General features: G+C 43.4%; 18 protein-coding genes. 12 read left to right on the top strand and 6 right to left on the bottom strand.

The features are described from left to right. Positions 1-308 precede the first annotated feature (308 nt). From ACO4PX_RS02075 to ACO4PX_RS02060, 4 genes are all read left to right on the top strand, one after another. Complete coding sequence (locus ACO4PX_RS02075; protein ID WP_485571174.1) at positions 309-923, top strand: DUF3793 family protein; 615 nt, start codon at positions 309-311, stop codon at positions 921-923. Positions 924-1158: 235 nt separating this feature from the next. Then, positions 1159-1581 (top strand): flavodoxin, encoded by a 423-nt coding sequence (locus ACO4PX_RS02070; RefSeq protein ID WP_314634545.1) that lies wholly within the window; start codon positions 1159-1161, stop codon positions 1579-1581. A 444-nt stretch (positions 1582-2025) separates the two neighbouring features. Then, entirely contained in the window at positions 2026-3132 is a 1107-nt protein-coding gene (locus ACO4PX_RS02065) for an NAD(P)H-dependent flavin oxidoreductase (protein WP_485571172.1), read from the top strand. Between the two features lie 124 nt (positions 3133-3256). Beyond that, positions 3257-3916, top strand: a complete 660-nt coding sequence (locus ACO4PX_RS02060; RefSeq protein ID WP_485571170.1) for a hypothetical protein — start codon at positions 3257-3259, stop codon at positions 3914-3916. A 623-nt stretch (positions 3917-4539) separates the two neighbouring features. On the opposite strand, the gene ACO4PX_RS02055 is transcribed toward ACO4PX_RS02060, so the two are convergent. Together ACO4PX_RS02055 and hcp are read right to left on the bottom strand one after the other, a co-directional pair. Further along, the gene (locus ACO4PX_RS02055) at positions 4540-4929 is read right to left on the bottom strand and encodes a DUF488 domain-containing protein (protein WP_183684390.1); all 390 of its coding nucleotides are present in this window, start codon (positions 4927-4929) and stop codon (positions 4540-4542) included. 348 nt (positions 4930-5277) lie between these two features. After that, a complete protein-coding gene (gene hcp / locus ACO4PX_RS02050; RefSeq protein ID WP_485571168.1) occupies positions 5278-6921 on the bottom strand; it encodes a hydroxylamine reductase in 1644 nt (547 codons plus the stop codon). 331 nt (positions 6922-7252) lie between these two features. Between hcp and ACO4PX_RS02045 the strand changes: the two genes are divergently transcribed. Both ACO4PX_RS02045 and ACO4PX_RS02040 read left to right on the top strand, forming a co-directional pair. Continuing rightward, positions 7253-8248: a Crp/Fnr family transcriptional regulator gene (locus tag ACO4PX_RS02045; RefSeq protein WP_485571166.1), complete on the top strand. Its 996-nt coding sequence runs from the start codon at positions 7253-7255 to the stop codon at positions 8246-8248. A gap of 320 nt (positions 8249-8568) precedes the next feature. Beyond that, complete coding sequence (locus ACO4PX_RS02040) at positions 8569-9300, top strand: MerR family transcriptional regulator (RefSeq protein ID WP_330700315.1); 732 nt, start codon at positions 8569-8571, stop codon at positions 9298-9300. 272 nt (positions 9301-9572) lie between these two features. Here the strand turns inward: ACO4PX_RS02040 and ACO4PX_RS02035 are convergent, their stop codons facing one another. The 4 genes from ACO4PX_RS02035 to ACO4PX_RS02020 form a co-directional block, all read right to left on the bottom strand. Next, a complete protein-coding gene (locus ACO4PX_RS02035) occupies positions 9573-9746 on the bottom strand; it encodes a hypothetical protein (RefSeq protein ID WP_304071861.1) in 174 nt (57 codons plus the stop codon). A 325-nt stretch (positions 9747-10071) separates the two neighbouring features. Further along, positions 10072-10647 carry a hemerythrin domain-containing protein gene (locus ACO4PX_RS02030; RefSeq protein ID WP_304071852.1) on the bottom strand — a complete coding sequence of 192 codons (576 nt, stop codon included), beginning with the start codon at positions 10645-10647 and terminating at the stop codon, positions 10072-10074. Positions 10648-10807: 160 nt separating this feature from the next. Further along, complete coding sequence (locus tag ACO4PX_RS02025) at positions 10808-11413, bottom strand: hypothetical protein (protein ID WP_007158057.1); 606 nt, start codon at positions 11411-11413, stop codon at positions 10808-10810. Further along, on the bottom strand, positions 11413-11622 hold the full coding sequence (locus ACO4PX_RS02020) for a DUF1858 domain-containing protein (protein ID WP_183684395.1): 210 nt from the start codon (positions 11620-11622) through the stop codon (positions 11413-11415). The genes ACO4PX_RS02025 and ACO4PX_RS02020 overlap by 1 nt, the downstream gene beginning before the upstream one ends. 284 nt (positions 11623-11906) lie before the next feature. On the opposite strand from ACO4PX_RS02020, the gene ACO4PX_RS02015 reads away from it, so the two are divergent. The 6 genes from ACO4PX_RS02015 to ACO4PX_RS01990 all read left to right on the top strand — a co-directional run. Continuing rightward, complete coding sequence (locus ACO4PX_RS02015; protein WP_007158055.1) at positions 11907-12449, top strand: glutathione peroxidase; 543 nt, start codon at positions 11907-11909, stop codon at positions 12447-12449. 213 nt (positions 12450-12662) lie between these two features. Next, positions 12663-13994 carry a M18 family aminopeptidase gene (locus tag ACO4PX_RS02010; RefSeq protein WP_485571163.1) on the top strand — a complete coding sequence of 444 codons (1332 nt, stop codon included), beginning with the start codon at positions 12663-12665 and terminating at the stop codon, positions 13992-13994. Positions 13995-14110: 116 nt separating this feature from the next. Beyond that, positions 14111-15529: an APC family permease gene (locus tag ACO4PX_RS02005; protein WP_485571161.1), complete on the top strand. Its 1419-nt coding sequence runs from the start codon at positions 14111-14113 to the stop codon at positions 15527-15529. A 240-nt stretch (positions 15530-15769) separates the two neighbouring features. Beyond that, entirely contained in the window at positions 15770-17836 is a 2067-nt protein-coding gene (ppk1, locus tag ACO4PX_RS02000) for a polyphosphate kinase 1 (RefSeq protein ID WP_485571176.1), read from the top strand. Between the two features lie 113 nt (positions 17837-17949). Beyond that, on the top strand, positions 17950-20166 hold the full coding sequence (locus ACO4PX_RS01995) for a spore photoproduct lyase family protein (protein WP_485571159.1): 2217 nt from the start codon (positions 17950-17952) through the stop codon (positions 20164-20166). Between the two features lie 85 nt (positions 20167-20251). Beyond that, positions 20252-20803 (top strand): SDR family oxidoreductase (locus ACO4PX_RS01990; RefSeq protein ID WP_485571157.1); only part of this gene is annotated, 552 nt, incomplete at its 3' end.

Below are 20803 nucleotides of genomic sequence, written 5' to 3'. Positions count from 1 at the left end.
TTTTTTTTTTTTTCTCCTTCCACATGATTGTCTCCAAGGAAACTTTCTCTGGGGCTTACGAGGTTTCCGTTTTAAATCAGTATCATTGTTCCTCCTTATATAAAAGAACGCAAGTCAACGACTCTATAACGACTCAAAGAATCGAATGGTTTAATAAATTCCTCAAAAAATTATAGCACAATGCAGAAAAATGCATAGGGGCATTGCAAAAAGATAGAATTATTTATTTCCTACTGGACAAAGTTAGCATTAACTAATATAATCCACTTTGTAGTTAGTTTATATTAACTAACCGAAGGGGAGAGAGGATGGAGAAGGATAATTTTTTTTGCAAAAGAAAAGAGGGGATAGAGGATTATATTGCAGAGCATATCTGCTTGAATGCCCCGGTGATTACAGGATTGAAGCCTTCTGCCATTATTACGGTAACAAAGGCGGAGAAACAGATTTTGGAAGAACTGTTTTTAGGAACTGAGATTTGCCTGATTGGTCTCCATAGCGGGAAAAAGGAAAGCATTCTCCTATACCAAAGGGAAAAGTTGGAGGAGCTTCTGAGCAGAAAGACTGTGCAGAGCTTCTTACAGAGCTTAGCTGTGGGCTATGAGAGTTTCTCTTTAGAGGAGGTTTTTCGGCATTTTACAGTGCGTTTTGCCAGGTATAAGGAGAAACAGGCGGATTTTCCCCACGAGGTAGGCGTTTTTCTTGGGTATCCCCTACGGGATGTAAAGATTTACATGAAGAATCCTCTGGCGAAGGCAAAGCTCACCGGCTATTGGAAGGTCTTCACCGAGGTGGAGAGCGCAGTGGCTTGCTTTCAGGCTTACGACATGTGCATTCAAAGCTTTACCCTAATGCTGAAATCCGGCTTAAGCTGTAGAGATTTGGTGATGGCTTATCACATTAAGAAGCGTCAGGTGGCTTAAGAGAGAAAAATCTGCCGCATAAGAGCAGAATTTCATTAGAGGATAAACCTATAAGCAATGAAATCTAATAGAGAAAGAAAAGCGAAAGTCAGAGTGTTGCATTAGCAACAAATATATCCTAGTTAAGTGCTAGGATATAGACAAGAGGAAAACAGTTTCCTCAATCACTTCACTTTACAAACCAAAGTATTGAATAATTCAATATTTTAGGCATAAAATCAAGGAGGACAAAAAGATGATTCATGTAGTATTTTTCAGCCAGACAGGAAACACAGAGGAGATGGCAAAGGCAGTTACTGAAGGAATCCAGGCAGCAGGTGGAGAGGCTAAGATGGTTAGCGTATCCGATATTTCCGCAGCAGACTTGGCAGGAGAGGCAGTTTACGCATTAGGATGCCCTGCTATGGGAGATGAAGTACTGGATGAAGGCGAGATGGAGCCCTTCGTAGAGGATTTACTGGGTTCCGTTTCCGGCAAGAAGATCGGACTTTTCGGATCCTATGACTGGGGCGATGGACAGTGGATGCGTGATTGGGAAGCAAGAATGACCGGCGCAGGTGCTGTAATGGTAGCTCCTCCCGTTATCTGCAACAACACTCCCGATGAGGAAGGGCTGGCAAACTGCAAGGCTCTTGGAGAGGCTTTGGCAAAGGCTTAAGAGCGATTAAAAACCCTGAAGCAAGAGGGTGTAAAAAATCAATATAATAATCTTTTCGGCAATATAGGTCTGAATTCGGGGTAGTCTGAGCCCGTCGGTACTTGCGAAAAACAAGAGAAACGTTGTTTTTCGCTTAGTATCCGCTACGTGGCGAAGCTAGCGAGAGCGTGCCCCCCTTCAGACCTATATTGCTTAGAAAAGTTTTTTTGATTTTTTACACCCTCTTTTTTGCTGTCTATTTTCATCGATAATGGAGAAAAACCCGAGAAATCTGTGTCTAAACAGCCGTATCTTAAGAAAAATACAAGAAAGAACTTCGAATGTAGTTTCTCAAACTACTTGACGGGGTTTGTCAGATGATTTAAGCTATTAAAGAAATATAATTAAAAATATTGATACATGAAGAAGAGTATTCCTTCTCCATCAGCAGAAAGGACGCGGAAAATGGATCAGCTAAAAAATAGAGGTTTAGAAATCCCTTTGATTCAGGGGGGGATGGGGGTAGGAGTTTCCCTTTCCGGCTTAGCGGGGGCAGTGGCAAAAACAGGAGCTATGGGCTGCATCAGTACAGCAGACTGCGGCTATCGAGAAGAGGACTTTCGCCGTTTTCCTGAGGAAGCCAATCTTCGCGCTTTGCGAAAGGAAATCCAAAGAGCGAAGCTGCTTAGCGAAGGAAAAGGAATGATCGCCATCAATGCCATGGTGGCTACAAGACAGTGGGAGGATGCCATTAAGGTCGCTGTAGAAGAGGGAATTGACGCCGTGATTTCCGGAGCAGGACTGCCCTTAAGTCTACCGGAGATTGTACCGGAAGGAACAGCTTTGATTGCGCCTATTGTTTCCAGCGGAAGAGCTGCCAAGGTTTTGCTTAAGACCTGGAGTCAAAAATACCAAAGAACTGCAGATTTTGTGGTTCTGGAAGGCCCTTTGGCAGGGGGGCATTTGGGCTTTAAGGCGGCAGAGGTGGAAGAAGCTACAGCTAAGTCCTTGGAGGAACTGATTCCGGAGGTACTTTCTGTATTGCAGGTTTTCGAAGAGGAGTTCGGACGGAAAATTCCCCTCTTTGCAGCAGGAGGCATTTGGAGTAAAGAAGACATTGTGCGAATGCAGGAGGCGGGAGCTTACGGTGTACAGATGGCCACCCGCTTTATCGGTACCAAGGAATGTGATGCCAGCACTGCCTATAAAGAGTACCTCATTTCCAAGAAGGAAAATGACCTGGAAATCATCCATAGTCCGGTGGGTATGCCGGGAAGGGCGGTAAAGAGCCCCATGCTGGAGAAGCTCGGCCTTAGCGGAAGGATTGCCCCCAAGCATTGCTCCCGTTGCATACACGGCTGTGACCCGGGAACGGTGAAGTATTGTATTACCCATGCCCTCATTTCTGCAGTGGAGGGAAATGTGGAGGAAGGCCTCTTCTTCTCCGGGGCAAATGTGGAAAAGCTTCGGGAAATTGTTTCTGTGAAGGAAGTCGTTGATGAGCTGTTCCCTCGAGAGGATGACGACCGGCTTCTTCATTTGCTCCATAGGGAGGAAGTATACAGCTTTTAAACTCTTTCATTCAAACTCCTGAAAAGGAAAAAACGAGCTTATAGCGGAAAAGAATAGAAAAGGATAATTTTTCTGCCGGCCTTTGTCGAATAGAATACTAAGAAATCTATGCAAAGGAGGCAATATGGAGATTAAAGCATTCCCCGGAGGAAGAGGAATTTCAAAGCTACATACCGGGAACAAGTCAGTTTCGAAGAACGAAAAAACCGAAGCCAAAGCCAAGGAAGGCTCTTCGGTACGGAAAGACAGTATTCAGCTCAGTGCGGAGTATGAAGCATTTTCTCAAAAAGCAAAGGGGCAGGAAGAAGACAACGACCTTGCTGACGTCCTTTCCGACCTTTTAAAGGATATGGAAAAGGATGTAAAGGATATCAATAAGCAGAAGGACTTTCAGCAGGAATGGGCATCCCGGCTGGAAGAGCTTGAGAATGCGAAAAAATCCGGAGAGGAGGCATCCAAGGCCTTTAAGGATGAGACTGATGCTTTCCGCATTGCTCTTTTGTACGGCTCCGGAAAGGCTGTAAGTCCGAAAGATCTGGAATTTTTAAAGGAAAAAAATCCTAAAGCCTATGTCATGGCCATAGCCATGAGAAGCCTGCAAAAAACCGTTGAAGAGGACAAAAAGAAGAAATCCATTCGAGGAGAAGAAAAGGAAGAGCAGGGAGACAATGGTATGGACACCATGAAAGATGCTATCCAGGAGTCCTTCGAGAAAAAGAAAGGCCTCGAAGCAGAAGGAATGAATCCGATAGAGATGAATATGGAAGAAATGGAAGCAGAATAAAGAAATTTTCGACAAGATCGGTCTGAAAATGAGGCAATTTGAGTTTGGCAGAAGTTACAGAGCCCCGATGAAGTGAAGGATTGTGACAATCACTGAATTGAAGCGAATTGCAGTATGAGTCGCAAGAGGGGTAATCGAGCCACCGAAACTTATCGAAAGCGTGCGAAGCGAAGGACTATGGAAATTGCAAAGTAAAAGCGAATTGCAATATAGGTCTGTAATAGGGGTAATCTGAGCCCACCGGTACTTACTGAAAGCCGGCGAAGTGAATGACTGTTAAAACCAATAATTGAAGCGACAGATGCAGTATAGACATGAAAGAGGGCAATCTGAGCCCGTCAGTACTTACTGAAAGCGAGCAAAGCGATGCTTGAAGTTAGTACTGCTACGAAGGCGAGGTTAGCGAGAGCGTGCCCGATTTCATGTCTATACTGCATCGGAGCTTATTCTTAAATAGTTACAGTCCCTCGCTGCGAAGGGCGAGCTTAGGGAGAGCGTACCCTGAATACAGACCTGTATTGCATCTGAGTGTATACCTTTAATTTTTTCGGGTCCTTCCCTTCGCAGAGGCGAGCTTAGCGGGAGCGTCCCCTGATTACAGACTCATCCTGCATCAGAGCGCATTAAGCGGAATGCTCCTTTGCTTCTTCCGAAAGCTTCTCCTTCAGCCAGCCCTCCATAACGACGGCCTGGTTAAAACGCTCTTCTTTAGTAGCATAGAGAAGGGTAACATTTTCATGAGCAAGATGCTCTCTAACCAAAGCAATAAATTGCTCCTTCTCCGGATTCTTCTCCAGCTCTTCCCAATACTTTTTCTCAAATAAGGGGAAATTCTCCTCTTTATGATTGAAAGTTTTGCGAAGAAAAGTAGAAGGGCTCATCTCCTTTGCCCAGTTATCCAAAGCGGCACGTTCCTTTGTGATGCCTCGTGGCCAAAGTCGATCCGTCAGGATACGAAATCCATCCTTATCTGTTTTTTCTTCATAAATTCGTTTACATTGAATAGAATACATTGTATGGCTCTCTTTCTACTGCGTGTTGAAGATTTTCTCTTTTGCAAGAGATTTTTCCGGTGCTTCCCAGAAGATAAGATTTTGGGCAAATGATGTTTTGACTGGAACTTGTTCAGCTTCCGAAAATAAAACGATTTCTTATATCGGATTAACCGCCCCATAGGGGCGGCTTTCCTTGATTCTTAATGAGTATCGTTTGCAAAGCAAATGTTACTTTGTTTATTCTTAATACCTATCGCGAGTGGTGTGTACGCTAGCTTCTTTATTCTTAATACCTATCGCGAGTGGTGCGTACACTACCTTCTTTATTCTTAAAGGCTATCGCCGGTAAAGCATACGACCTCTCGTTTATGCTGTTTCCGGGAAGAAAATCTTCATGTCATCTTCTACGGTTCCGATTCCTGCAATACCAAAGTTCTGTACCAGAACATTTGCTACATTTGGAGAAAGGAAGGCAGGAAGGGTTGGTCCAAGGTGAATGTTCTTTACCCCTAAGTAGAGAAGGGCAAGAAGAACGATAACAGCCTTCTGCTCGTACCAGGCAATGTTATAAGCGAGTGGTAACTTGTTTACGTCGTCTAAGCCGAATACTTCCTTAAGCTTCAGAGCAATCAAGGCTAAGGAGTAGGAGTCGTTACACTGTCCGGCATCCAAAACTCTTGGAATTCCGCCGATATCTCCAAGCTCCAGCTTGTTATACTTATACTTTGCACATCCTGCGGTTAAGATCACAGCATCCTTTGGAAGGGCCTTGGCAAACTCTGTGTAGTAGTCTCTGGACTTCTGTCTTCCGTCACAACCGGCCATAACCACGAACTTCTTGATAGCGCCGGACTTCACAGCATCTACAACCTTATCTGCAAGGGCAAATACCTGCTCATGAGCGAATCCGCCTACAATGGTTCCGGTCTCAATTTCTGTTGGAGCAGGGCAGGACTTAGCCTGTTCAATGATGGCAGAGAAGTCCTTGATTTCGCCGTACTTTCCTCCGATGTGCTTGCATCCGGGATAGCCTGCCGCACCGGTAGTCCAAAGTCTGTCCTTATAGCTGTCCTTTGGAGGAACGATACAGTTTGTGGTCATCAGGATTGGTCCGTTAAATGGCTCGAACTCTTCCTTCTGCTTCCACCAAGCATTTCCGTAGTTTCCTGCGAAGTGCTTATACTTCTTAAAGAATGGATAGTAGTGGGCAGGAAGCATCTCGGAGTGGGTGTAAACATCTACGCCGGTACCCTCTGTCTGGTCGAGAAGCATTTCCAGATCCTTAAGGTCGTGTCCGGAAACCAGAATACCCGGGTTGTTGCGAACACCGATATTTACGGTAGTGATTTCAGGATGTCCGTAGGTAGAAGTATTTGCTCCGTCAAGCAGTGCCATACCCTCTACACCTGCCTTACCGGTCTCTAAGGTAAGGGCTACCAAATCGTCTACGGAAAGGCTGTCATCTAAAGTAGCGGCAAGAGCCTTCTGGATGAAAGCATCTACATTGGCATCATCCTTTAAAAGAGCGTTTGCATGCTTGGAGTAAGCGGCAAGACCCTTTAATCCGTAGGTGATTAACTCTCTTAAAGAGCGGATATCTTCATTTTCAGTAGCTAAAACACCGATGCTCTGTGCAAAAACGGGATAATCCTTTTCTGCCACTTCTACAGTTGCTGCCTTAGGAAGCTTGGAGCTATCGGAAAGAGTAGCTCTTACAGCATCTCTCATAGCGAAGGTTTCCTTGATATTTTCCACGATAGCATCGTTATCAAAGTTTGCATTGGTAATAGTGATGAAAAGGTTCATAGTTACTCTGTGGTTTAATTCCTGAGAAACTTCCTTTCCCTCAGCTCTTAACTGCTGAGCCACAGCGGATAATCCCTTGGTGGCATAAACCAAAAGATCCTGCATAGCAGCTACTTCCGGCTTCTTTCCGCAAACACCGGATACAGTACAGCCGGAACAGTTTGCGGTTTCCTGACACTGATAACAAAACATCTTATTTTCCATTTTTTTCCTCCTGAAGAAAAATTCCTAGACTCATTACTTTGCTTATCATACCTAGGAAATGAGAAAAAAGTGTTGCAGAGGCAACAAAACGCTGATAAACTCTGTATATATAAAATACAATATTTGAAAATTTAAGTATTTTTTATATAAGCTATAGGGGAAAATGCATAGAGGATGAATAGAAAATCGGAGTCCAATAGAGAAGAATCACGAATAAGGGAACATGAAATGGAATAGGGCTTTGTTTTATTTTCGCTAGTGTAAACTATCTGAAAGAGAGTATTATAGATAAAATTTAAGAAAATAAATGAAATAACAGGAGAGAAGAAAAATGGGTCAGGAAATGAAGGAAAAAAAGAATAGTACTGAGGAGAGCTGTCAATGTGGAGAAGGCTATCATGAGCATACTTGCGCTTGCTCGGGAGGCACTGAGGAAAGCACTTGCGGACATGGGTTCGACTCCCATGGGCATTCTTGCGGCTGCTCCGAGGAAAATCATGGAGAGGGCTGTACCTGCCCGGATTGTGAGGAAAAAAGAACGCATCAAGGGATAGGAGATAAGGACTTTTCCGTGCTTAGTGGGAAGGAAAGAGAAGCATTGCAAAGGGGGGAAGTCTCCTTTACCTCCGTGCACAGCAGGGAACAGGAAAAGAAGAAACATTTAAAGGGGGATGAACTCCTTCGCTACAGAGATTTGGAAATTTTCAATGGGGTGGAGACGGAGAACCTGAATGCTCTTCTGTACTGCATGAAAAGCTATGTCCGCTCCTATAAGAAAGGGGAAATTGTTCATTTGGAGGAAAAGAATGAGCAACACGTAGGAGTAGTCTTACAAGGCAGTATCCATATGTTGAAGACAGATGTGTGGGGAAATGAAACCCTTCTTACCTATATGAATGAAGGAGAAATCTTTGGGGAGACCTTCGGCAATAATACCGCTGCGGGAGAGTATGTCAGCTTTGTGGCGGCCAGCAAGGCGGAGGTGCTGTTTATTTCCTTCCAAAAGGCCATCCACGTCTGTAAAAACCGTTGCGCCTTCCACTTCCGCTTGATTGAAAATCTTTTTGATTTGATTGGAAAGAAAAATATTCAGCTGATGGAAAAAATTGAGGTGACTTCTCGAAGCAGCCTTAGAGAGAAGATCTTGGCCTACCTTTCCTTACAGGCACAAAAACAAAAATCCAAGTACATTGAACTGGGACTAAGCCGTACGGATATGGCACAGTTTTTATGCACCAACCGCTCCGCCATGACCAGAGAGCTTTCCCAGTTGAAGGAGGAAGGAATTATCGATTTTGACCGAAATACCTTTATTTTAAAGCAGTAGAGGGAAGAAAAGGATTTGAGGAATGATCCGGCAGAAGCTTATTGTACGGTCCGATAAAAAGAAAAAAAGATAAAACAAAAGGAACTGTAGAAGGAGAAAAATCTCTTTCACAGTTCCTTATTTCTGTATCGCCAAGAGCAGTTCACATGCTGTCGATATATAAAAATACCCTATACAATTACACATTCAGTCTATCACAGGTAGGGCGGAATAGGTAGTGAAATTTTTCTAAATACGGATAAGTCTAAAATAAAAAAGTATTGACTATAACATAATGTCATAGTTTAGAGTATCAATTGTTAGGAGGTAGGTACATGTACATGATAAAAAAAGCAAGTGAGATTAGTGGTGTGTCGGTAAGAATGTTGCATCATTATGATGAGATTGGTTTGTTGTCTCCCCAAAAATCAGAAAATGGATACAGGTATTACACAGAAGAAGATCTGGCATATTTGCAAACAATACTATTTTACAAATATTTAGGATTTCCATTAAAAAAGATTAAATTACTAATGGCAAAAGATAATACTGAATTACTAACTCACTTAAAAAAACAGTTAAGCTTAATGAAAAAGGAAAAAGAGAAACTCTTAACATTGATGGAAACATTACAACAAACTATTGATTATGAAGAAAGGAAAATTACTATGTCAATAAAAGAAAAGTTTAGAGGATTTGTTTATCAAGACAATCAGAAATATGAAGAAATGGCAATTGATAAGTACGGAAAAGATATAATTGAAAAATCCATGGAAAATTTAAAAGGAAAAGAAGTAGAATTTACAGAAAATCTAAATCAAATCTTCACTTCATTTGCAGAAAATATGGCAAAAGGAATTGAAGCAACATCAAAAGAAAGTGTTGAACTTGCAAAGAGTTTACATGAATACATCTGTCGGTACTCTTTTGATTGTTCAATGGAAGCATTTTCAGGTATTGGTTATGGTTATCAGGAAAACCCTGAATTCAAAAGTAATATAGATAGATTTGGAATTGGAACAGCTGAATATGCTTGCGACTCAATTCAAAAGTATGTTAGTGAAGCACGATAGAAGTTAACTAAGAAACAATTTATAAGAAACAGTAAATCAAAAAAGGTTTACTGTTTTTTATTGTTCAAACTCAAGAAGAAAGGACAAGGAAAATGAAAAATATAGAAGAAAAGATTTTAATGGCAGAAGAAGAAATCAAGCAGTTACAAAACAAAAGAAAAAAACTCATCAGTCAACAGAAATAGGAAGAAAGAAAAAAGAGAGATAGACGGATTTATGAAAAAGGAGCAGTCTTTGAAAGTATCTTTACGGAAAGCAAGGAATTTAGCAAATCATGCCTTCGCCTCCCTCCTGGCGAGATCGATTTCTTGATTAATATCATCTGTACTCATATCAGAAACACCATTTGCTTTCGCCTCTGTCCGTAAAGCGGCAAATGCTTGCATTGCCCCTTCTCTGGTAATTGGAGCTTCGTTTAAGCGAATGTTCAAGGTATCTTGTGCCATTTGTATAAACCCCCTTTTTGCATAGTTTCTTCAAGTATAGATAAAGGAAAAAGAAAATGCAAAACAAAGAGCATAAGAACGTGATATTCGATGAAATAAAAAAGAAGCTATAAAAAATCAAGATTATTAAGCAGGTTTTCAGCAATATAGGTCTGAAATGGGGTAATCTGAGCCCGCGGGTACTTACGAAAAACGAATAGCATGAAGTTTTTCGTTTAGTACCCCTGCAGGGCGAAGTTAGCGGGAGCGTGCCCCAATTCAGACCTATATTGCGTAGAAAACCGATTTGATTTTTTATAGCGTGTTTTTTTTTCTAATTTCGATATTACGCCTGTGCGCTTGCCGGATATTTCTTCTCCAACTTCTCCAAAATATCCAGGTAATGCTTCTGCACACCCTTGGCAGTTTGCTCATCCTCGAAAATCTGGCTCTTCTCATTGATTTCCTTGAAATCTTCTTCGCTTAGACCTCTTTCCGCAAAGGGATATACCACGCTGTTTTCCTTCTCGATATGAAGCTGTAACAAGTGAGCATAAGCCATAGCATAGGACAAGATGTCCAGCTTTAACTCAAGACGAGGATTCTTCTTATACTCGTTCAGGGCGGTTTCCAATGATAAAACATCCGCTCTTCCTAAATCATGCTCCACCAGCATACCGTGAGTTACCAGTTTATCGCCAACGGGTCCCAACTTCTTTACCATCACGGGGAAGAGGAATTTCTCTTCCTTACCGTGGTGATGCTTATCCGCATATTCCCGTACAAACTCGATAATTTCCCGGAAATCCTCATCGGGAACTTCCCCTCCCTGCATCAGCTGCAGACAAATGTTACGGATAACGCCTAAAGCTCTATTGATGTTGGCATGGTCTTCTTCCATAAGAATTACACTTTGATTCATAAACTTCCTCTTTTCGTATTTTCTGAAATTTTTGCAATAGCAATAGGAGAAGGGTTTCTTCAAAGTGATGACCCCTCAATAAAAGATTCCTATAAAAATATAGTATCGCCGGTGCTATGGCATTACGCCAGCCTTTAATCTGAACCGGCAGTATTTCCCTTTATCTGTAAATGCTGTAATGGTTCTCATCAGAAGAATCCATATGGAGCTTGGTATCCTTTAACATACCTTCCATAATTTTTCTCCTCAACTGATAGTAAACCTTAGGATCTCCGGAAACGGCCTCCCAGAAGGGGGCATGAATATCCTCTTCCTGCTGCCAGGAGGTTCTATCCACATCCTGCTCTGTTAAGACATTTACTCTGTCACAGGGCATACCGTTTAAAAGAGAATCGTCAATCTTTCTGTAAGCGTCGCTGGCATCAGAGTCAGCCTCCAAAGCGTGCTTCTGTCCAAACTGAAAGGCGATATCCTCTAAGGAAGAAAGACGGGAACTGTCCTCTGCCAGAACAGTTGTAACCAAAAGAGCATAGCGAGCTTCCGCATCCTGCACTCTTTCCTGCAACCATCCGTGAATGTTCATCACGTCAATCAATTCATTTAAAGGACGTAACTCTTTGTTTACCGTTTTCTCAGCCAAGTTTCCATCAGCAAAAGCCTTCCATTGCTCTTTTTCGCCGTAAGCTACAATATCCTTAATCAGCTCTTCCTGTAGCTGAATCTTATTATATAACCAATAATGAATCGGCCCTAAAAATGCACTCATTACGCCTCTACCTCTCCTAACTTACTGTTCAATGCCAAAACAAGAGCATCCGGGTTTAATCCGTGAACCATGCAAGCATCCTCCAAGGACTCCATCTGGGAGCTGGGGCAACCAAGACAATGCATTCCTGCCTCCAGTAAAGTATCAATTAACATAGGATACTCATTTACAATCTGTCCTACCAACATATCACTAGTAATCTGTGCCATTATTTTATCCTCCTGTAAACTCTGACTTACAATTTTTGAATCTGAGCAAAGTATAGCAAAGAGAAAAAATAAAGTTTGTTGCGATTGCAACATTTGGAGAAAAAGTATAGGCATGGAGGATTTTTAGACTTTCTTGAATTTTTAGATTCTTTTCCTTGACAGGAAAGTTTGCCCTCACTACAATAAAAATTGTAAAAAATTGAATTGTCAAAAATCTTTCAAAAAGCCAAAGACGGAAGGGAATTCAAATAGAACGTTAGTATAGTATTAGGAAGGAGTTTTTTATGGGATTTTATGATTACAAGGTAGCGGACACCAAGGGCGGAGAGAAGGACTTAAAGGATTTCGAAGGAAAGGTAGTATTGGTAGTAAACACTGCAACAGGCTGCGGTTTTACACCCCAATATAAGGAGCTGGAGGAGATGTACGAGGCATTCCATGACAAGGGACTGGAGATTCTGGATATTCCTTGCAATCAGTTTGCCGGACAGACTCCCGGAACCGATGAGGAAATTCATGAGTTCTGTACTTTAAACTACAATACCCGGTTCCCTCAGATGAAGAAGGTGGATGTAAATGGAGAAACCCAGATTCCTCTTTACCGTTTCTTAAAGGAGCAGCAGGGCTTTAAGGGCTTCGGAGAAGGCAAGATGGCAGATCTTCTTCGGGATATGCTTCCCAAGATTGATCCGGACTATGAGAAGAATCCGGAGATTAAGTGGAACTTTACCAAGTTCCTGGTGGACAGAAAGGGAAATGTTATCGCCCGCTTTGAGCCCACTACAGACATGGCAGAGGTAAGAAAGGCCGTAGAAGCTGCACTATAATATCTCCTTTGTCAAATTGCTTGGAAGCTATTTCTCAGAACAGATAGTTTTGAATAAATAGAAACAGCATTAAACAAATAGTTTTGCATAAATAGCATAAAAGAAAAGCCCGGACAGTATTTCATTGTCCGGGCTTTTACTGTATAATGCCATTCGGGTGTCATGATGTATTTCAGTGACCACCGGTTCTTGCAAGATTAGAAAGGAGTCTATATGCCGATAGACAAAGAAGAACAAAGCATAAACCGTAAATTAATGGACTTTTTGGACCAAAGTCCCAATGCCTTTTTTGCTGTGGAAAATATGAAGCAGGCTTTGGAAAAGGGCGGTTTTAAAGCTCTCTATGAGGGAGAGGCCTGGAAACTAAAGGCAGGAGAAAAGTACTATGTGACAAGGAATGGATCTGCTTTAATTGCCTTTGTCCTTCCCAAGGGGGACTTCAAAGGCTTCCAGATGATGGCCAGTCACAGTGACTCTCCGGTTTTCAAAATCAAGGCCAATGCGGAAATCGGAATTGACAAGGAGTATCTGAAGCTGAATGTGGAGAAGTATGGCGGAATGATTTGCTCCCCCTGGCTGGACAGACCGCTGTCTTTGGCGGGAAGAGTCATTTGCAAGACAAAGGGCGGAGTAGAGACTAAGCTCTTAAATGTGGACAGAGACTTAATGATTATTCCGAACCTTGCCATTCACATGAATCGTGAAGTCAACGACGGCTATGCCTTCAATGCACAAAAGGATATGCTGCCTTTATTTTCCTCCTTCCAGGAGAAGGGAGCCTTTCTGGAATTTATCGGAAAGGAACTGGGAGTTAAGCCGGAGGATATCCTTGATATGGACCTCTTCCTTTACAACAGGGAAAAGGCCAGTATCTTAGGGGCAAAGGAAGAGTACCTTTGCAGCGGAAGACTGGATGATTTGCAATGCGGATTTTCCTCCTTACAGGGAATCCTTGCAGCAAAGCCAAAGCATAGCGTGGCGGTTCATTGTGTCTATGACAATGAAGAGGTAGGCAGCGGTACCAAGCAGGGCGCAGCTTCCACCTTCCTAAAGGATGTGTTAATGCGAATTATTCGTGCCTTCGGAAAGACGGAAGATGAGTATTTGCAGGCTCTGCAAAACAGCTTCCTGCTTTCCGCGGACAATGCTCATGCGGTACATCCCAACCAGCCGGATAAGGCGGATCCCACAAACCGTCCTTATATCAATAAGGGAATTGTCATTAAGTACAGTGCCAACCAGAAGTACACCACGGATGGAATTTCCGGTGCCATTTTCAAGCAGTTCTGCGAAAAGGCAAAGGTTCCTTTCCAGATTTTCACCAACAGGTCCGATATGTTGGGAGGCTCTACCCTTGGAAATATTTCCAACAGCCAGGTAGCCCTGAATACGGTGGACATCGGTTTGGCCCAGCTGGCTATGCACTCCCCCTACGAAACTGCAGGGGTGAAGGACACCGGATACATGGTGGAAGTAGCTAAGCTGTTCTACTCCTCCTCCGTTTTGGGACGGGGTGACGGAAATTACGAAATCATCTTTTCGTAAAAAGATTTTTCTTCGGCACTGAAAGTGGAGAACAGGGTCGGAGGAAAAAACGCTCAACCTGTGTTACGGAAGATTCGTGACACGATTTCAGCAATTAGAATTGAAGAGGAATAAGTATGGATCAGAAAAAAATTAGTTGGAAAATGCTGGCGTTTATGGCCTTTTCCACAGTATGGGGATTTGGAAACGTAACCAACGGCTTCGTATGGTTCAACGGAATTCAGGTTATTTTCAGCTGGATTTTCATGTTTGCCCTTTATTTTGTCCCCTATGCCTTAATGGTAGGAGAGCTGGGCTCTGCATTTAAGCATGCAGGAGGCGGTGTGAGCTCCTGGATCAGAGAAACCTTAGGCACAAAGCTTGCTTACTATGCAGGTTGGACCTACTGGGCTTGTCATATCACCTACATTGCCAGTAAGCCAAGTGGCGGACTGAAGGCATTGTCTTGGGTAATCTTCCGTAGCGCAGAGCTTTATGATAAGCTCCCCACGCTCATGATTCAGTTGATTACCTTTGCTTTACTCATTATCTTCTGCTATGTAGCCAGCAAGGGCTTGAATCCTTTGAAGAAGATGGCTACTCTGGCAGGTTCCAGTATGTTTATTATGTCCCTGCTTTACATCGTGATGATGTTTGCGGCACCGGCTATTAATCCTAAGGGAGACTATGTTTCTTTGGATTTCAGCTTAAAGAACCTGATTCCGAATTTCCGTTTGGAGTATTTTACTTCTCTTTCCATCCTGGTATTTGCGGTAGGCGGATGTGAGAAGATTTCTCCTTATGTAAATAAGGTAGAGAACCCCAGTAAGGGCTTCCCCAAGGGAATGATTGCTCTGGCTATCATGGTTGTGGTATGTGCTATGCTGGGAACCATCGCTATGGGTATGATGTTTGACCCTGCATTAATCAATGAGAGTAAGGAAGCGTTTGACTCCTATGCGGCAAACGGATCCTACTGGGCATTCCAGAAGCTTGGCCAGTACTATCACGTAGGCGACACTTTACTGGTAATTTATGCGCTTTGTAACGTAATTGGACAGTTTGCGGTTTTGATTATCAGTATTGATGCTCCTCTTCGTATGCTTTTGGACAATGAAGAGACTCGTCCTTTCTTCCCCAAGAAGCTCTTAAAGCAGAACAAGGAAGGAAGTTATGTAAACGGTATTGTCATGGTAGCGGTACTTTCCGGCTCCATCATCCTGGCACAGTCCTTCGTTCCGGGAGCGGCAGCGGTATTGAAGCAGCTGACCAAGTTAAACTCCGTATGTATGCCTCTTCGTTACCTTTGGGTATTCGTGGCTTACATTGCTTTAAGAAAGGCAGGAGACAAGTTCCCAAGAGAGTATTACTTTGTAAAGAACAATGCAGTGGCTCTGAGCTTCGGTGTATGGTGCTTTGCCCTTACCGCCATCTGCTGTTTGATGGGTATGCATTCCGATGATCCTTTCACTATGGCTTTAAATATCATTACCCCGGTAGTGCTTTCTGTTTTAGGAATTATCATGCCGATTTTGGCAAAGAACGAAAAGGCCTAAGCCATGTCTTGGACAGAGCGGAAAAATCGCCATTCCAGAAGCTTTCATTTTCGTAGAAAACAAAATTTCTTCCCTCTTCCCTCTGTACAGAGGGGGAGGGAAGATTTATTATCTTTAAGGAATAGGAAAGAAACGAAGCAGAGCTTACTGCATAACGAAAGAGACAGCCACATGGACAGGCAGGAGCCGGATAAGGGGAAATTCTTTCCTGCCGATATAGAGAGAAAAGAGGGATGGAAAATGAAGGAAGGAAGAGAAGCGTATCAAAACCGGGAACTATCTTGGCTTTTATTTAATGAGCGCGTTTTAGATGAGGCAGGAAATCCGCGAGTGCCCCTCCTGGATCGTCTGCCCTTTATTTCCATTTACCAGACCAATCTGGATGAGTTTTTTATGGTACGTGTGGGTACCTTGATGCAGCAAATGCGCTCTAAGAAAACCACCCGGGATAATAAAACGGATCTTACTAGTGAAGAACAGGTGGATTTGATTTTAGAAGAGGTTCAACGCCTGGAGCAAAAGCGGAAAGAAATTTATGAGCAGGTCATGGGAGAGCTGGAGCCGGTGGGCATCCACATCATTAACTTCCAAAGACTGTCCAAGGCGGAGCAAAGTCAGCTGGAAATCTACTTTGATCAGGCCATTCGTCCCTACCTTTCTCCCATGATTGTGGGAAAGACACAGCCCTTCCCCTTCTTACAGAATCGGGAGCTTTATGCGGTGGTACGTCTGGAAAGCAAGAACGGCAAAAAGAAGCTGGGAATTGTGCCCTGTTGGAACCCGGTATTTAAACGATTAATCGAGATTCCCGGAAGAAAGGGCTATCACATGTTGTCCGAGGAGTTGATTTTACACTTTGTTTCCAAGCTTTATCCCGGCTATCAGATTAAGGAAAAGTCCATTCTTCGAATCACCCGAAATGCGGATATTGACGCTACGGATGTCTACGATGAGGATCTGGATTATCGAGGCATGATGGAGCAGCTTTTAAAGAAGCGAAACCGTTTGAATCCGGTACGTTTGGAATTTACCAGAGAGTTGCATAAGTCCGTGAAGAAAAAAATAGCGGAGCATCTTGGCATTTCCCACAAGCACATCCTGCACTGCGGAACGCCCTTGGATTTATCCTTCCTCTTTACCTTACAGAACAGCCTTCGAGAGAAGACGGAGCTCTTCTATCCGAAGTACAGCCCCAGAAGCTCTGCCTACATTCAAAAAGGCGAGTCCGTCCTTTCTCAGGTAGAACGTCGGGATTTGATGCTGTCCTACCCCTACGAAAGTATGAAGGGATTTTTAGGACTCTTGCAGGACGCAGCCAGAGATTCTTCCGTGGTTTCCATTAAGATTACCTTGTACCGGGTAGCCAGCCACAGTCAGATAGTTGATATTCTTTGTGAAGCTGCGGAAAATGGGAAGGAAGTCTTGGTGTTGGTGGAGCTTCGGGCAAGATTTGACGAAGCCAACAATATCGAGATGTCCCATCGCTTGGAGGACGCAGGTTGTCAGGTAATCTACGGTCTGCCCAATTATAAGGTACATTCCAAGCTTTGCTTAATCGCAAAACAGACGGAACAGGGTATCCACTACATTACCCAAATCGGAACCGGCAACTACAACGAAAAAACGGCTACTTTGTATACAGATCTTTGCCTAATGACCGCAAATCAGAGCATCGGAAAGGATGCGGCAGAGGTTTTCCGTACCCTTCTTTTGGGAGAAACTGTGGAATCTACGGAGGCACTTTGGGTGGCTCCCCATGGTTTACAAAATCGCATCCTGGAAAAAATCCAAGGGGAAAAGAAAAAATGCGAAGAGGGTAGAGGCGGCTATATCGGTTTCAAGTTAAATGCCCTTACGGATAAGGATATTATTGATGCCTTGATTGACGCTTCCAAAAGCGGAGTAGTGATTCAGCTTCTGGTTCGAGGCATTTGCTGTCTCATCCCCGGAATTCCGGGAAAGACGGAGAATATCTCCGTTCGAAGCATTGTGGGGCGATATCTGGAACACTCCCGCATTTATCGTTTTGGACAGGGAGAGGAAGAGGAGCTTTACATTGCCAGTGCGGACTGCATGACCAGAAATACCCTTCGAAGGGTAGAGGTGGCTGTACCCATTTGGGATCCTGAGAATAAGAACCGGGTTCGGAAAATTTTTGACTTAGGCTTCCAAGATACGGAAAAAGGAAAATGGCTTCTTTCCGACGGTCTATATCATGATCCGAATCCTATGCCGGAGGAACGATTGGATTCTCAAGATTATTTCTACCGGGAAGCCTATCGAAGAGCGGAACAGGAGAAAAGCTAAGAAATAAAGCCAAGAACTAAAGCCAAGAAATAAAGCCAAGAAATAAAGCCAAGGAACAAAGCTAGGGAACAAGCTTGAGAAATACAACTAAGGAATACAACTAAGGAATAAAAATGGTCTATATCTTTGCGGCCCACAAGGGAGAAGTAGAACATCTTATCAAGAAATTAAGTCTGGGGAAACGAAAAACTTCGTTTCCCTTTTTGCAGTATGAAGGAGAAGAGATTCTCCTGACCATCACCGGACAGGGACAGATTAATGCTTCTGTATCTGTTGCGGCTACTTTGCAAGAGGAAAAAGCCAAAAAGGGAGATTTACTTCTATCGTTGGGAAGCGCGGCGGCAATTTTAGGAAGAAAGCGGCCATCAGAAGATTTACTTGGTCGCTGGTTTTGGATTCAAAGCTTGGAGCAGGAAAGCACAGGCCGCTGCTTTTATCCGGATTTACTGTATAAGCTGGATTTTCCGGAAGCCGGGCTTTTAACGGGAGATAAGATTTTAGAGATTGATTCTATGGGGCGTAGAGATACCGTCTCCGAAGGGCACAGCGACTCCAAAGAAGATATCGTCTCCGAAGGGTACAGCGACTCTAAAGAAGATATCGTCTCCAAAGAATTTAGAGTATTTGAGAAGCTGTTGCTTTACGATATGGAAAGTGCCGCGGTTTTTCAGGCGGCAAATTTTTATTTGGCTCCGGAAGATTTCTTTTTCCTTCGCTGTGTAACGGATTTTGGCGTGAATCTCGGTGAAGAAACAGATTCTTTCTCTTCCTCTTCTCTGTCATGGAAGGAAAAGCTGCAAAATTTTTTGCAAAAGGAAGAGGAGAAGGTTCTTCGTCTCATTAGATTTTTACAGGAAAAATCCAAAGAAAGAAGAAAAGAAGAGGAAGAGGAGACCGTTTTTCAGCAGCAGCTTCAAAGTCTTTCCGAAAGCCTGCATTGTTCCTTTGTGATGGAAAAGCAGCTGGAAAGGCTGCTTCGCTATGCCTTCCTGCAAGGGATTTCTCCGGAAGAAATTCGGGAATATTTAGAGCGGAATTTTGGAAGAAGGAATTCAGGGGACAAAGCCGGTCAGAATGCCGAAAATGTAGACAAAGAAGAGGTTCTCAAAGGCCTTGGGAAGGATATAGATAAGCAAGGTGAGCTTACGTTAATCGATAAAAGAGCCGGAAAAAAAGCTCTTTCCTCTTTGAAAGAATGGATTTTGTCCGAAAGAACTTTGCAGACAAAATGTGACGGTTCCGGAAATACCTTGCAGGGAGGAAGCCCTGCAAAAAGCTATCTCTATCAGGAGCATTTTCAGCATATTTATGTGGAGGAAGCCATATTACAGAGCCCTGATGTGGAACGGGTTTTACGGAAATTCCCCAAGGCAAAGGTCATTCCCATTAAGCATTACAAGGATGTGTTTAACCGAAAGAAACAGGGACGCCTTGCCCAGTCCCGAAGCAGAAAGCTGATTTTGGCAAAGAAAGAGGGACAAAGGCTGTATGACGGTGCGGTGGTGTGCCAGGATTTTTCGGAAAGCCATTTTTGCTATACTTCCCTTCTGATGAACTGTCCCTTTCACTGCGCCTACTGCTATCTGCAGGGAATGTACCCCAGTAGCAATCTGGTGATGTTTTTAAATTTGGAGGATTATTTTTCCGATTGTAAGAAGTGGATTGCAGAAAAGGGAAGCCTTTATCTTTGCATCTCCTACGATTCGGATTTGTTGGCTATGGAGGGAGTTTATCCCTATGTGGAGGAGTTTGCCCGCTTTTTAAATCAGGAAAATGCTCTCCGTATCGAGGTGCGAACCAAGGCCGGGGGAGAAGGCCTTTGGCGGAAAATGCAGAAACTTCCCCTATCCTCGGATGCTAGAAAACGAATGATTTTCGCCTTTACCTTATCTCCGGAGGAGATTATTGAAGAGGCGGAGGAGGGGAGCACAAGGCTTTCTTCCCGAATCTTTGCCATTCAAAAGGCTTTGGAAGAAGGGTATCTTGTACGGCTTTGCTTTGATCCTATGATTTATCATCCTCGTTGGAAGGAGCTCTATGGTGACTTACTCCAAGAGGTTTTTGAAAAGATTCCCATGGAGCAGATTCATGACTGCAGTGTGGGAAGCTTTCGGATTTCGGAAAGTTATCTAAAGGCTATGGGAAAGGCTTTGCCCAACTCTCCCCACACCCAATTTCCCTATGAAAATACCGGGGGCTATTATCATTATCCCAAGGAACTGATGGAGGAAATGGAAGGCTTTTTGTATAGCCGTTTGCAGGAGAAGCTCCCGAAGGAGAAAATTTTTCGCTGGGACAGTCAGGGAGAAGACAGTGTAAACGAAAAATAGAGGCAGGCAGGAACTAAGACTTGAAACAGTACTAAGGTCAAGCTTGTAAAAAGACAAGGGGCACGAGAAGAAAAGAGGTGGGAAATTGGACAATTTAAGCAAGCTGAAAAAAGAAAAACTGGCTTTGGTCACCGGGGCCTCCGGGGGCATTGGCTTTGCTATAGCAGAAAGCCTGCAAAAACTGGGCTATACCGTCTATGGCATTGGCCGGGATTTTTCCGGTCTTGATCCCTCTTTTCAAGCGATTTCTTTGGATTTACGAAAGAAAGAAGAAAGAGACAGTTTTCTAAAAAGCCTTCGGGAAAAGGGAAAGCTTACTCTTTTGGTTCACTCTGCCGGCGTGGCCTACTATGGCTTACAGGAAAATGTAGATGAAGCAAAAATTTTAGAAATGACAGAGTTGAACTTGGAAATCCCCATGATATTGACGCAGCATTTTTTACGGGAGTTAAAGGAAAATCAGGGGCATATCATTTTCATCTCCTCCGTAACCGCTTTGGAGCGAAATACCTATGGGGCGGTGTACGGGGCAGGAAAGGCAGGACTGCTGTCCTTTGCCAGAAGCCTATTTTCCGAATATCGGAAAAGCGGTCTAAAGGTACACAGCATCTTGCCGGATATGACGGATACCAAGCTT

This window comes from Oribacterium sp. (assembly GCF_057249185.1).
Note: the sequence above shows the minus strand (reverse complement) of the source record. Positions and strands in the feature narration are given on the sequence as shown.

Bases quoted from the DNA above. Each gene is read 5' to 3' on its own strand.
- ACO4PX_RS02070 (WP_314634545.1), top strand. From the start codon at position 1,159: ATGATTCATGTAGTATTTTTCAGCCAGACAGGAAACACAGAGGAGATG.
- ACO4PX_RS02025 (WP_007158057.1), bottom strand. From the start codon at position 11,413: ATGAGTGCATTTTTAGGGCCGATTCATTATTGGTTATATAATAAGATT.
- ACO4PX_RS02030 (WP_304071852.1), bottom strand. From the start codon at position 10,647: ATGAATCAAAGTGTAATTCTTATGGAAGAAGACCATGCCAACATCAAT.
- ACO4PX_RS02055 (WP_183684390.1), bottom strand. From the start codon at position 4,929: ATGTATTCTATTCAATGTAAACGAATTTATGAAGAAAAAACAGATAAG.
- ACO4PX_RS02045 (WP_485571166.1), top strand. From the start codon at position 7,253: ATGGGTCAGGAAATGAAGGAAAAAAAGAATAGTACTGAGGAGAGCTGT.
- ACO4PX_RS02015 (WP_007158055.1), top strand. From the start codon at position 11,907: ATGGGATTTTATGATTACAAGGTAGCGGACACCAAGGGCGGAGAGAAG.
- ACO4PX_RS02040 (WP_330700315.1), top strand. From the start codon at position 8,569: ATGATAAAAAAAGCAAGTGAGATTAGTGGTGTGTCGGTAAGAATGTTG.
- ACO4PX_RS02005 (WP_485571161.1), top strand. From the start codon at position 14,111: ATGGATCAGAAAAAAATTAGTTGGAAAATGCTGGCGTTTATGGCCTTT.
- ACO4PX_RS02075 (WP_485571174.1), top strand. From the start codon at position 309: ATGGAGAAGGATAATTTTTTTTGCAAAAGAAAAGAGGGGATAGAGGAT.
- ACO4PX_RS02065 (WP_485571172.1), top strand. From the start codon at position 2,026: ATGGATCAGCTAAAAAATAGAGGTTTAGAAATCCCTTTGATTCAGGGG.
- hcp (WP_485571168.1), bottom strand. From the start codon at position 6,921: ATGGAAAATAAGATGTTTTGTTATCAGTGTCAGGAAACCGCAAACTGT.
- ACO4PX_RS02035 (WP_304071861.1), bottom strand. From the start codon at position 9,746: ATGGCACAAGATACCTTGAACATTCGCTTAAACGAAGCTCCAATTACC.
- ppk1 (WP_485571176.1), top strand. From the start codon at position 15,770: ATGAAGGAAGGAAGAGAAGCGTATCAAAACCGGGAACTATCTTGGCTT.
- ACO4PX_RS01995 (WP_485571159.1), top strand. From the start codon at position 17,950: ATGGTCTATATCTTTGCGGCCCACAAGGGAGAAGTAGAACATCTTATC.
- ACO4PX_RS02020 (WP_183684395.1), bottom strand. From the start codon at position 11,622: ATGGCACAGATTACTAGTGATATGTTGGTAGGACAGATTGTAAATGAG.
- ACO4PX_RS02010 (WP_485571163.1), top strand. From the start codon at position 12,663: ATGCCGATAGACAAAGAAGAACAAAGCATAAACCGTAAATTAATGGAC.
- ACO4PX_RS02060 (WP_485571170.1), top strand. From the start codon at position 3,257: ATGGAGATTAAAGCATTCCCCGGAGGAAGAGGAATTTCAAAGCTACAT.